Source organism: Brevibacillus choshinensis, assembly GCF_016811915.1.
GTDB lineage: Bacteria > Bacillota > Bacilli > Brevibacillales > Brevibacillaceae > Brevibacillus > Brevibacillus choshinensis_A.
Genome location: NZ_CP069127.1, coordinates 4,422,614 through 4,435,355, shown reverse-complemented (window position 1 = coordinate 4,435,355; position 12,742 = coordinate 4,422,614). Strand labels below are relative to the sequence as shown.

Annotated in this window: 10 protein-coding genes; 9 read left to right on the top strand and 1 reads right to left on the bottom strand. The window is 55.1% G+C overall.

Features of this window, described 5'->3' with window-relative positions:
* Nucleotides 1-39 precede the first annotated feature (39 nt).
* The 8 genes from JNE38_RS22320 to cysC are packed head-to-tail and all read left to right on the top strand — an operon-like array spanning nucleotide 40 to nucleotide 7,895.
* The gene (locus JNE38_RS22320) at nucleotides 40-858 is read left to right on the top strand and encodes a sirohydrochlorin chelatase (RefSeq protein ID WP_203353323.1); all 819 of its coding nucleotides are present in this window, start codon (nucleotides 40-42) and stop codon (nucleotides 856-858) included.
* Nucleotides 824-2,440, top strand: coding sequence for a nitrite/sulfite reductase (locus JNE38_RS22315; RefSeq protein WP_203353322.1), 1,617 nt, complete (start codon nucleotides 824-826; stop codon nucleotides 2,438-2,440). The genes JNE38_RS22320 and JNE38_RS22315 overlap by 35 nt, the downstream gene beginning before the upstream one ends.
* A gap of 37 nt (nucleotides 2,441-2,477) precedes the next feature.
* Nucleotides 2,478-2,717, top strand: a complete 240-nt coding sequence (locus tag JNE38_RS22310; RefSeq protein ID WP_203353321.1) for a DUF3906 family protein — start codon at nucleotides 2,478-2,480, stop codon at nucleotides 2,715-2,717.
* Between the two features lie 10 nt (nucleotides 2,718-2,727).
* On the top strand, nucleotides 2,728-4,278 hold the full coding sequence (cobA, locus tag JNE38_RS22305) for a uroporphyrinogen-III C-methyltransferase (RefSeq protein ID WP_238933419.1): 1,551 nt from the start codon (nucleotides 2,728-2,730) through the stop codon (nucleotides 4,276-4,278).
* Between the two features lie 4 nt (nucleotides 4,279-4,282).
* Entirely contained in the window at nucleotides 4,283-5,368 is a 1,086-nt protein-coding gene (locus JNE38_RS22300) for a sulfate permease (protein WP_275296596.1), read from the top strand.
* Nucleotides 5,365-6,084: a phosphoadenylyl-sulfate reductase gene (locus JNE38_RS22295; protein ID WP_203353320.1), complete on the top strand. Its 720-nt coding sequence runs from the start codon at nucleotides 5,365-5,367 to the stop codon at nucleotides 6,082-6,084. The genes JNE38_RS22300 and JNE38_RS22295 overlap by 4 nt, the downstream gene beginning before the upstream one ends.
* 41 nt (nucleotides 6,085-6,125) lie before the next feature.
* Nucleotides 6,126-7,268 carry a sulfate adenylyltransferase gene (gene sat / locus JNE38_RS22290; RefSeq protein WP_203353319.1) on the top strand — a complete coding sequence of 381 codons (1,143 nt, stop codon included), beginning with the start codon at nucleotides 6,126-6,128 and terminating at the stop codon, nucleotides 7,266-7,268.
* Nucleotides 7,269-7,289: 21 nt separating this feature from the next.
* The gene (gene cysC, locus JNE38_RS22285; RefSeq protein WP_203353318.1) at nucleotides 7,290-7,895 is read left to right on the top strand and encodes an adenylyl-sulfate kinase; all 606 of its coding nucleotides are present in this window, start codon (nucleotides 7,290-7,292) and stop codon (nucleotides 7,893-7,895) included.
* A gap of 145 nt (nucleotides 7,896-8,040) precedes the next feature.
* Here cysC and JNE38_RS22280 read toward each other — a convergent pair whose 3' ends face one another.
* Complete coding sequence (locus JNE38_RS22280; RefSeq protein WP_203353317.1) at nucleotides 8,041-9,312, bottom strand: hypothetical protein; 1,272 nt, start codon at nucleotides 9,310-9,312, stop codon at nucleotides 8,041-8,043.
* A gap of 138 nt (nucleotides 9,313-9,450) precedes the next feature.
* Between JNE38_RS22280 and JNE38_RS22275 the strand changes: the two genes are divergently transcribed.
* Nucleotides 9,451-12,630 (top strand): DNA translocase FtsK, encoded by a 3,180-nt coding sequence (locus JNE38_RS22275; RefSeq protein ID WP_238933418.1) that lies wholly within the window; start codon nucleotides 9,451-9,453, stop codon nucleotides 12,628-12,630.
* The last annotated feature ends 112 nt before the right edge of the window (nucleotides 12,631-12,742 follow it).

Here is a 12,742-nt window from a genome sequence, read left to right as displayed (position 1 = left end):
ATATGATTTATTTTATTAGGTGGACAGGAGGGAAATCCGGTGGGAGAAACCGCGGTTCTGTTAATTGCACACGGTTCACCTGATCCAAAATGGCTGGAGTTGGTAGAATCGGCGGTTCGGCAGTGTCAAATTGACTTGCCCATTCGGGTTGCATTCCTCGGTGGAGTCGAAGGCCGCAGTATCGAGCAGGAGTGGAAACGTCTGGAGGAGTCGGGTGCCAAGCGGATTATCGTGATCCCCCTCTTTGTTACCGCAGGGAGCTCACACGTGGGCGAAATTCGCACCATGCTGGGATTGTCCTCGGATCCATGGCTGCGGGAGGACATCGAGATACCGCGGATCGCCGTACGGGCAAGGATCGTGTGGTGTTCTCCGCTGGAGGATCACCCCGTCGTCGAGCAGATCGTCGCAAACCGCGTGCAGGAACTTGCCCATCATCCGCATGCGCAGGCTTTGCTGCTGGTAGGGCACGGGAATGAGAGGGAAGGTGGCCAAGCGAGGTGGGTGAGACTGCTGCACCGCATGACTCTCCGACTGCAAAACCGGTTTGGCTTTGCTGCCGCCGGCTACGGCACCTTGCGGCCAGATACCTTGCGTGAACAAGCCCAGATGCTGGCAGACAAAGGAGAGCTTGTCGTCGTGCCGCTTTTCGTAAGTACGGGGTATTTCACGCGCAAGGCCATTCCGCAAAGGCTGGAGGGCATGGACTATCGCTATGACGGAAGTGCGTACCTTCCACACCCGCTGATGGCCGAATGGATCAATCAATCGGTACGGGCGGCAATCGTAACCGACCACTTTACCAAAAGGAGCGTGTATGCAAATGGCAGAGAGAAAACAGTGGAAATGGGCAGATGATCCATCTCTGAACAAGATGGAGCTCACCAAGCTGGAGAAGGACGGACTGGACGTCATCGAGACGATCGTAAACACCTATTCCAAAGAAGGTTTCCAATCGATCGAATCTTCTGATATGGACCGTTTCAAATGGGCCGGCGTCTATCAGCAGCGACCAAAGGATGGACATTTCATGATGCGGGTGCGCATCCCCGGAGGCATCCTGAACAGCGAGCAGGCTCGCGTGCTGGCCAAAATCGCTGAAGATTACGGACGTGACCTGGTCGATGTAACCACCCGGCAGGCTGTCCAGTTTCACTGGCTCACGGTAGAGTCGCTGGCAGACATTTTCGAGCGTCTCGCTTCCGTAGGGCTCTCTTCCTTTGAGGCTTGTGGAGACTGCCCGCGGACAATCATGGGCAACCCGTTGGCAGGCATTGATCCGCATGAAGTGCTGGATACGCGCCCACTCGTAAACCAGCTGGAGAAGTTTTTCCTGTTGAATCGGGAGTTTTCCAACCTCCCTCGCAAATATAAAATTTCGATTTCCGCCAATATTCACAATGCTGCCCACGCGCAAATCAACGACCTGGCCTTCACCCCAGCGAAGAAGACGATCGAAGGCGAGGAAGTCATCGGCTTCCATGTGTGGGTAGGAGGAGGATTGTCGGCGAAGCCTCATCTGGCGAAAAAGCTCGACGTGTTCTGCCGTCCTGAAGAAGTGGTCAAAGTGGCGGAAGGTGTCACCACACTGTTCCGTGACTTCGGCTACCGTCAAAAGAGGACCCACGCACGCCTGAAGTTCCTCGTCGCCGACTGGGGAGCGGAGAAGTTTAAAGAAGAGCTGATCCATCTCGTCGGAGAACTGGAAACGCAGGGCGAGGACCTCTTGAAAGGCTGGAATGGCGGGTATTTCTACGGCATTCACGAGCAGCAGCAAAAGGGACTCTACTACGCAGGGCTATCCGTACCGGTAGGGCGCATGAATGCCGGCGAGCTGGTAGAGCTTGCGCGCCTCGCGGATGAGTACGGCGATGGAACCATCGGTACGTGCAACACGCAAAATGTGCTGATTCGCAACATTCCGCAGGATAGGGTAGCAGCATTCCAGGCAGAACCGATCATCGTCAACCGCTTCAAGCTCAAACCGAACACATTTGTGGGCTATGCCGTCTCCTGCACAGGCACAGAGTATTGCAACCTGGCCATTGTCGAGACAAAAGAACGGATGCGTTCACTCGCGCTCTACCTCGACGACACCGTGACGCTCGATACACCTCTGCGCATCCACATGATTGGCTGCCCGAACTCGTGCGGACAGCGGCAAATCGCGGATATCGGGCTCCAGGGAGCGTTGGTCAAAACACCTGCGGGAATGGTCGAGGCCTTTGACATCCACGTAGGAGGCACGCTGGAAGAAGCGCAATTCAACCGCAAGCTGAACGCCCGCATTACCGTTGACATGCTGGGGCCGTTCCTTGCTCAACTGATCACCCTCTACAAAGAGGATCGTCTGGATGGAGAGCAGTACTGGCGTTACGTAGAACGGGTCGGTCTGGAAAAAATCCAGGCACAGGTGGATTCGATTTTGCAAACCGCTTAATCAAACGCACGATCATATCAGAAAAGAGGGAAGCCCCATGGCGGAAGAGCAAGCGGAAAGCTTTTTGTACAAACTGGAGGCTGTACTGGAGGGAGGGCGGCTGCTGACAGCCGTCGTCCTCGCAAAGTCAGACGAGAGGGCATTTATCACAGCGGAAAACAACATCCTGCGGCATACAGTGGCACCGCCGGTGATCAAGGAGCTAAGCCTGGTGGAAAAGAAGCCGATCGGCAGGCAGGGTGTAGGATACGTCATCGAGACATCCCGCTTCGAATAGGGGATTGGGCGTGTGGCACAAAAGAACTGGCAGCAAGGGAGCGATCACGATGAAGACAGGCAGCGTCTTGTTTGTCGGGGCAGGACCTGGTGACCCCAAATTATTGACGATCAAAGGAATGGAGGCTCTCCAGCGAGCGGACGTCGTGGTCTATGACCGCCTGGCCAATCCGCTGCTTCTGGCACACGTCAGACAAGAGGCGCGGTTGGTTTACTGCGGGAAGGAAGCCGATCGGCACACGCTGCCTCAAGACGAGATCAACCTGCTCCTAGTTCGTGAAGCGCAAAAGGGGCAGATCGTCGTGCGGCTGAAAGGAGGCGATCCGAGCATGTTCGGACGAGTCGGGGAAGAGGCGCAGATGTGCCGGGACCACGGTATCCCGTTCGAAATCATTCCGGGAATCACCTCCGGCATGGCGGCCCCCCTTTATGCAGGCATTCCGCTCACGCATCGGGAGTACAACTCATCGGTCGCATTTGTGACGGGCCATTTATGCGAGAAAAATGCCGGTAAAGAACCGGACTGGCGGGCTCTGGCATCAGTGGAGACACTGGTCATCTACATGGGAGTGAAAAATCTTCCGCACATTCGAGGGCAGCTGCTCCGCCATGGAAAAAGCCCGGACACGCCCGTCGCCCTCGTGCGATGGGGCACCCTCGGGAAGCAGGAAACGCTGGAAGGCAGGCTGGAGACGATTGATCAAGCGGCGGCGAAAGCTGGTTTTCAAGCGCCGGCGATCATCGTGGTCGGCGAAGTCGTTCGACTGCGTGAGTCTCTTCGTTGGTACGACAGCAAACCGCTGTTTGGGAAAAGAGTCGCGGTCGCTTCACGGGGCCGGTCCCTGGAGCGTGTATTGGAGCAGCTCGGCGCTGAAGTCTGGCCGATTCCACTGGTCCAACCTCCGCTCGCTTCACACGAGGCGGAAGGGCATGGATTTCCAAACGACTTTTTTGCGTATGAGTGGCTTGTATTGGATGGCGAGCTGCAGGTGCAGTTCTTTTTCCGGGAGCTTGCGGCAAGACGATTCGATCTGCGCCAGCTCCAAGCCAAAATCGTAGGGGGTGATCGGGCGGCAGCACTCGCCCTCGAGCAGAAGGGCCTATACCCGCAGCTAGTACTCGAAGCCCCCGTTGTTTCGTCTGCGCTTCCGCACGTCTTGCATCTGAACAAAGGAGAGAGAATCCTCCATGTGAGCCGTGGTCCGAGCGCCGCCATGCGGCATGCACATGGCAGTTTGATTCATGCGGTGCAGGGAGGTGATCTGCAGTGGGACAGTTCGCATCCGGCAGCGGAGTGGTTCCATCCCGATTCTTTTGACTGGTTTGCTGCCGACGACGCATGCGCCTTGGAAGCATTGGCACAGTTTGCCGGCCCGGATGGGAGAAGCAAGCGGCTCGTTTGTGTAGGTGCGGATACGGGCGAGCGGGCAAGAGAGCTCGGATGGATCGAGAGAATCGAGTGTGAGCAGGCGGAGCATCTTGCAGAAGCACTCGAGCAACGAAATATATCAGGCGAAGCCTCTGTTCGTAATTTTCAGACGGGCGTGTTGGGAGGTGGTTGATCCCGTGGGATGGAGTTATGTCGCGATTGCTATCGCCTTGTTTTTTGCCATGAATATCGGAGCAAGCGGAACCGCCGCTTCGATGGGAGCAGCTTATGGGAGTGGTGCGGTTCGGAACAAGCGGATCGCGATGGTGCTGGTAGCCGTAGCGGCGTTTCTCGGTGCGGTCATAGGCGGCGGGGAAGTCGTCAAAACCATCAGTGGCGGTATCATTCCGTCCCAATTGATGATCGTGGAGACGGTCGTCATCGTATTGGCTTCGGCTACGATCACCTTGTTTGGAGCTAATCTGCTGGGCGTACCGCTCTCGACGAGTGAAGTAACGGTCGGGTCCATCGTGGGAGTCGGCCTTGCCTATCAATCGATCTATCTCGTCAAACTGCTCATCATCGTGAGCTTTTGGATACTCGTGCCAGCCGCTGCCTTTTTCGGCGCCTATTTCATAGGGAAGCTGATCCATCGGGTCGACCACCGCTACCCCGACTTGCAAAGACCGGGCACCGCAAGTGAACGTTGGCTTCGTTGGCTGCTGGTTGCGTGTGGCGTCTATGAAGCCTTTTCCGCAGGAATGAACAATGTGGCGAATGCGGTTGGTCCTTTGGTGGGGGCAGGCTTGATGAGCACGACATCCGGCATCTGGCTGGGTGGAGTCGCAGTAGCCATCGGTTGTCTTTTGCTGGGTGGAAAAGTGTTGGAGACAAACGGGAAGAAAATTACGTCGCTCTCCCTGCTTCAGGGCAGTGCGGTGTCGGCCACCGGAGGGACCTTGGTCATCGTGGCATCCATATTTGGCATACCCGTCCCGCTCACGCAAGCAACGACCTGCGCCATTCTCGGAGTGGGGACGGCGGAAAACGGCTTGAAGCTATGGCAAAAAGGGATTATCAAGCAGATCCTGATGGTCTGGATTGTCTCTCCCGTTTCTTCGCTGGTTGTATCCTTTGCCTTCGTGCACGTGTTCCTGCGCTCGGACCTGTACATGCTGGTTGTGCTGATCAGTGTTTTTGTAGCGACGCTGGGCTTCGTAGGGCTGATTCGTCTCATTCGCAGGGAAAATAGTTCGATCAATGATCAAGGAGGGGGCATATGAGCAACTGGAATTATAGAACGGCATCAGATGAACGTCTCGCGGTCATCAATCAGGAATTGGGCAAGGGGGACACCCTCGATGTCATCAAATGGGCGTACCAGACATTTCAGGACGATTTGGTCTATTCCTGCAGCTTTGGAGCGGAAGCCATGGTGCTCATCGATATGATCAGCGATGTGAAAAAGGATGCCCGGATCGTGTTCCTGGATACGCATCTGCATTTTCAGCAAACGTACGATTTGATTGAGAGAGTGCGTGAGCGATATCCCTTCCTGAACATCTCCGTACGGGAACCAGAGCTGACACTTGCCGAGCAGGCAGCTGCTCACGGGGATGAGCTGTGGCTCCGTCAGCCGGATCTGTGCTGTCAGATCCGCAAGGTAGAGCCCATGGATCAGGCACTCCGCGGAGCTGTGGCCTGGATGTCCGGTCTGCGCAGAGAGCAATCGCCGACTCGCGCGCAGGTCCAGTTCGTCAACCGCGACGAGAAGTTTGAATCCTTGAAAATTTGTCCGCTGATTCACTGGAAGTCAGAAGAGGTGTGGCAGTACATACGCATTTTCGAGCTGCCCTACAATACGCTGCACGATCAAAACTATCCGAGCATCGGCTGTGCGCCGTGCACCCGTGCGGTAGCGCCAGGGGAGGATTCCCGCGCTGGCAGATGGGCGGGTCATTCTGGCAAAACGGAGTGCGGACTTCACTTGGCGAAATAAGGGAAATACGACGATACTAACACGGATGAGGAGTGGAAGCAATGAGTGGAAGCACGCCACATGGAGGGATCCTGATCAATCGTTACGATCCAAAGGCAGATCTGACGCAGGCGACAAAAGCGGTGGAGCTGGACGCTTTTGCCCTGTCCGATCTGGAGCTGATCGCCATCGGCGCATACAGCCCGATCACAGGATTTTTGGATCGTCGTGACTACGAGTCCGTCGTGACGCGGATGAGACTGGCTGACGGTACGGTATGGAGCATTCCCATCACGCTTCCGGTAACGGAGGCCGTGGCTGGTGGGCTGCAGGTGGGTGAACAGGTGCGCCTCGTTCACCAGGACGCCGTGTACGGCCTGCTCACGATCTCAGACATCTATCAGCCGGATAAAGCGGCAGAGGCGCGTGAAGTGTATGGGACGGAGGATGTGAACCATCCTGGCGTGAAGAAGCTGCTCGAGCGTCCAAACGTATATCTCGGTGGCCCCATCATCCTCGTGAAGCGAACGGACAAAGGGGAATTCGCCAGCCATCATTACGATCCTGCCGAGACGAGAGAACGGTTTGCTGAAAAGGGCTGGAAGACGATCGTTGGCTTCCAGACGCGCAATCCGGTGCACCGTGCGCATGAGTACATTCAGAAATCTGCTCTGGAAATCGTAGATGGCCTGTTCCTCAACCCGCTCGTGGGTGAGACGAAAGCAGACGATATCCCGGCAGATGTCCGGATGAAAAGCTACCAGGTCCTGCTGGAGAAATACTACCCTGCCAAGCGCGTCCAACTGGCTGTGTTCCCGGCTGCCATGCGCTATGCAGGTCCTCGTGAAGCCATTTTCCACGCCATGGTGCGGAAAAACTACGGCTGCACGCACTTTATCGTTGGGCGGGACCATGCTGGAGTCGGCAACTATTATGGGACGTACGATGCGCAGCACATATTCCGCAACTTTACGCCAGAGGAGCTGGGGATCACACCGTTGTTCTTTGAGAACAGCTTTTACTGCCGGACGTGCGGAAACATGGCGTCAAACAAGACGTGCCCGCATGATGCCGAGCACCACGTCGCCCTGTCTGGTACCAAAGTGAGAGAAATGCTGTCGAGAGGGGAAGCGCCGCCGCCGGAATTCAGCCGCCATGAAGTAGCTCGGGTTCTGATCGAAGGTTTACAGACCGTTTCCGTCTGAAGGTGAAAGGAGGGGTGCAGAATGTCGAGAGAGTTGACCGCCAACATCGTATGGCACGCGGCTACCGTGAACAAAGAGGAGCGGCAAAAACGGGCTGGGCATAAAAGCTGCGTCATCTGGTTCACGGGTCTGTCAGGTGCAGGAAAGTCGACCTTGGCCAATGCAGTAGAATATGAGCTGCATCAGCGAGGACTAGCCAGCTACGTGCTGGATGGCGATAATATCCGGCATGGGCTCAACCGAGGATTGGGCTTTGGGGCAGAGGATCGTAAAGAAAACATTCGCCGAATCGGGGAAGTGGCAAAGCTGTTTGTAGACGCTGGCGTCATCACGCTGACTGCCTTTATTTCTCCATTCCAGGAGGATCGCGACCTGGCGCGCAGCCTGGTAGAAGACGGAGAGTTCGTAGAGGTCTATGTCAAGTGCCCGCTGGAAGAATGCGAGCGCCGTGATGTGAAAGGCCTGTACCAAAAGGCGAGGGCCGGGGAAATCGGTCAGTTTACGGGGATCTCGTCTCCGTACGAGGAGCCTGCATCGCCGGAGCTGGTGATTGAGAGCGGAGAGCTGTCTGTCGAGGAATCGGTTCAGGTGGTTATCGATTACTTGAGGCAAAAAGGGATTATCTAGCAGTAGGCAAGGGGCTACCCACACCGCAGCTATGGTGAGGGTTAGCCTTTTTTACTAGCATGCAAAACAAAAAGCCCCGCATTCAACGGGGCTTTTCTTCATGGTGAGAGGACACGTATGGGTGTGTGCTGTGTCTTCACATGTATTAAGGGGCTACTGGTTCAGCAGTCGCATCAGCGTCTTCCAGCTCTTCTTCCCATTCCACTTGCCATTTGTGCTGCTCCAGCAAGCTTTCTGCGATTGGGCGCATGAAGCCTTTGTCGCTGAAGTTGTTGATTGCTTTTTCATCTTCATAAAGCTGCTCTACAGTCAAACCAGCATCCTTCGCAGGGATGTCATACTTGGTAGCTTTACCGAAGTTGTATACGTATTGATCGGCAGCCAGACCAACAGTCAGAGGCTGGCTCAGGTCATCCGTTTGGAAAGTGACGCTCAGCTCGCTCTTTTGGTGCACGGGCATTTTCGCGCTGTCGATGTAGAAGTCGAGGTTCCAGGCGAGGCCGTGGAAGCCTTCCTTCTTCAGTTCTTCCACCACTTTCTCAGGCGTGTAGACTTTGGTGGTTTCATCAAGCCATTCTTTTGCGGACTTGATTCCTTCCGTTACAGTGGTTTCTGCCAGCTTGCGTTTTTCGGCTTCAGTCGTTTTGCCCAATTCAGGGTTCATCTCTTCCTCGAGGGAGGTGGCGAGAACCATCATGTCGATGGCAAAGTTTTTCACATCCTTGCTTGCTACTGCATCATTTGCAGTGAAGAAGAACATTTTCACCAATTCTTTGGCGTCGATCTTGATGTTGATGTGAGTGGCCTGTACCTTTTCGCCGTTAGGCAGGGAGACGGTCTCTACGCCCAGGTTTTTCGCGTTGGACAGCGTGTAGCCGTATTTCGCGATGTATTTTTTCATGAAGTTGATGGTGAGGTCGTTCATTTTGTCTTGATACTCTTTCAGTTTGGCAGGGTCCGCATCGGATCCGCCAAAGCCGCCTAGAGCGGTTGTATCCGCGCTGACTTTCAGGTATTTGCTGTCGAGCGGCGATTTCGCATAGAAATTGTCACCCGCTACGATCAGTTCGACAGATGCCTTTTTGTCGCCAGCCCAGAGCTTGTTATCGCGAAGCAATTTGTCGTCGTTTACCTCAAACGCTACTTTTGTATTTTTCAGGTCAAGCTGGGAGCCTTTCATCGTCACGCCAGCTTTGAGTGCTGCAAACACGGCAGCATCTTCTTTGTCCGTTTCGGTTTCGCCGAATGCTGCCGGCAGCTTATCGACGTCACCTGTCAGCTTCAATGTCCCTTGATAATCGTAGTTTGGCTTTTCGATAGAAGCTACGATAGAATCGCGTACCAAAGATGCTTCACCAGAACATCCAGTCAGCACCAGCATCCCCGCAACGAGCAGGGCGCTTCCTTTTTTCCACATGTGCTGTTCCTCCCCTATGTATCTTTTTCAGTCCCTCTCTGTATTACGCAAGAATTGGAAAAAGGTTTCGCAAAAACGGAAAAAAATCACAATCTCGCATAATTCCTGAGTGATTCATGGTAAGATGAGAGGGTAAAGATGGTAAGCGAAAGAAAGGGCGTTGGCAGCATGTGGTCGTGGCTTCAAAAGCTGATGAGTTTTTTTCAGGGCGAAGAAGAGCAACGGATAGACAATGATGTACGTCCCCCCGTTCAATCAGCTCCCCGTCAGCTCCAGGCGAAAACAAAGAGCATCTACCCGAAAGAGCGGGCATACACGAGGTCTGGGGACGAGTTTCGACAGGAAAAAGAGCGGCATTTTCGCTTTCCCGTCGTTCCTGATGAATATCCGGAAAGAAAACGAAAAGAAAAGCAGGCGGACGATGCGGTGTCTGTGCGAGAGCGTCAGCAAGGCACGGCGCGTGATACGGGCTCTACCGTCCGTGAGAGTAGTCCTGCAACCTTCACTGGCAGGAATATAGAAACACCGAGAAAGCAGCAGAAGCCTCAGGCAGTGCCGGACAAGCCAATCGAGCGAGCCGTTCGTCCAACCGAGCCGCGCGCGGAGCAGCCTGTTCGCCCCCGTCAGGCGGAGGACGCCAAAAAGGTGTACAAGCCATCCGAGATCGTCTCTCCCGTCTACGGCAAAATTACGTCTTCTACGCGGGAAGAGGAGCATCGGATCCACACGACTTCAGGGATCGTGTATCCACGTCTCGAGCAGGAAGAGCATCTCAACCAGCTGAAGCAATGGGAACAGCAGCGAAACCTTGAAAAAGAAGGCGGAATCACCGCAGGAGCACCAGCTATGGAGGAGATTGTGCCAGCAGCTGTGGAGCCAAAAGCGGCTGTCTCCTTGCCGGTCGAAGAACCTGCGGCGATCGTGGAAGATGAAGTAGCAGCCGCGAGTGAATCGTTCGTCCATCATGAGGCCCCAGTGCTTTCTGATGAGAAGCAGGAGCAGCGCGACGGTGCTAGCGAGCAGGACGAGTTCGGGTGGAGCGCCATTGGCAGAGGACTGAAGCAAGAAGCAGCTACGGCGCATGCCGAAGTGGGAAATGACACGAAGCAGCCGCTAGCGATGGGATTGGAATCTTCAACGGAGTCCCTTGCGCTTGGAGATGGGAACACCCCGGCTGAAAGCTGCGACCAAGCAGAAGCCCCCGATATGGCTGAGGAAGTAGAGGCCGAGGGAACCAAAATAGAGGGAATGGAAGAGCCAGTAGGAGAAGAAGCAGGGCCGGAAACTGCCCATGAATCTGCCCATGAATCTGTTCAGGAACCAGCCGAAATACAGGAGCCAAAAACAGCTCTGGAGTCAGCAGCCGAACGGGAGCTCGTGGAAGTATCCGAGGAGGAATCGGCGCAGGAGCAATCGTCGATCCCGGGGCCAGAGTCAGTTCAGGAACACTCCGCGCCCGAGCCGGATTCAGAGCAAGAGGCGGTTATCGCAACTGGGGACACACATGACCCTCTTCCATCGCCTGTGATCAGTTCCTTCACCGAGGAGGAAGCTGTGCAGTACCAGGTGGATGGTGATGAGCCATCAGAACGGGAAGAGTCCAATATCCATACGGAAGAACCTCTATCAGCTGCAGAAGAACCTCCAGCCGTTGCAGAAGACCTCGATGATCTTACTGCCGAGTCCCCGGCAGCGAATGTCTCTCAGGGAGCTTCCGATGCGGTGGAAGAAGCAGCCTACAAGCCTGCATTGACCCGCCTATTGGAGCGTGCAGAAGCGGATATGCCAAAGGTTCAGGAGCTGGATTTGCCGATCCGCCAACCGTTGGCGCCTGAGCCGGCCGCGGCGGCCACGCCATCCGCCAATGATCCGGCAGAGCCTGTCATTCCGGCAAAAGAAGAAGAGCCAGCGTACAGCTTGCCTCAGCTGGATCTGTTAAATCCGAGCCCGATCCCGAGCGATGACGATGATGAGCATACTCAGCTGCAAAAGCTGTTGCTCGAAGAGACGCTGTCCAACTTCAATGTGAGCGCCCAAGTGGTCGGGATCGTCAAAGGGCCGTCCGTGACGCGCTTTGAGCTGCAGCCAGCACCGGGTGTGAAAGTGAACAAGATTACCGGATTGGTCGATGACATCAAGCTCAATCTGGCAGCCAAGGACATCCGGATCGAGGCACCGATTCCTGGACGAAATGCGATCGGGATCGAAGTGCCGAACCTGTCCAGCCGTCCGGTCATGATCAGCACGATCATCGGCTCTGACAAATTCCAGGAGCACAGCTCCCCATTGGCAGTCGCTTTGGGCATGGACATCGGAGGCGAGCCGATCGTCGCCGACATCAAGAAAATGCCGCACGGTTTGATCGCCGGTTCGACCGGATCAGGAAAAAGCGTTTGTATCAACTCGATCATCGTCAGCCTGTTGTACAAGGCAACACCGGAGCAAGTCCGCTTGCTCCTGATCGACCCGAAAATGGTGGAGCTCGCTCCTTACAATCACCTGCCGCATCTGGTGACGCCGGTCGTTACCGAAGCGAAGCAAGCGACGGCTGCTCTCAAATGGGCGGTGGAGGAAATGGAGAAGCGTTACGCGCTCTTCGTGGATGCAGGGGTCCGAGATATCGACCGCTACAACCAGACGACGGATGATACGCTGCCGTACATCGTCATCGTCATCGACGAGCTGGCAGACCTGATGATGGTGTCTCCGCAGGATGTGGAGGATTGCATTATCCGGATCGCCCAAAAAGCTCGAGCTTGCGGTATTCATCTGTTGCTCGCGACGCAGCGTCCGTCCGTGGATGTCATTACGGGGAACATCAAGGCAAATGTGCCTACGAGACTGGCGTTTGCGGTATTCTCCCAAGTGGACTCCCGGACGATTCTCGACCAGTCCGGTGCAGAACGACTCTTGGGACGAGGAGACATGCTCTTCCTGGAAAGCGGCACGACTCCTGTCCGTCTGCAAGGGAACTTCGTCTCCGATGATGAGATTGAACGAATCACGCAAGTCATCAAAAAACAAAGAAAGCCATCTTACATTTTCAGCAAGGAAGATCTGGAGCAGCAGGTTCAATCGTTCGATGCCGGGGATGATCCGCTTTATCTGGAAGCCCTCGTATTTGTAGCAGAGCAGGGTCAGGCATCGGCTTCCGGCCTGCAGCGCAGATTCCGCGTCGGCTACAACCGCGCAGCCCGTCTGATCGAGATGATGGAGGCAGACGGCTACGTGGCAGGTCAAAGCGGGGGAAAAGCCCGTGCGGTATTGATCACACGCGAAGATGCGCAAGCGGTTGTAGAAGGGTCTACGCTGGTGTAGTAGTATGGAGCAGCATAACGCAGGGAAATCGCCGAAGAGCGGTTTCCCTGTTCTTTTTGTTCGATCAAAGCACAAAAAACAATTCGGAATATTAATCATTGTCATAATATTG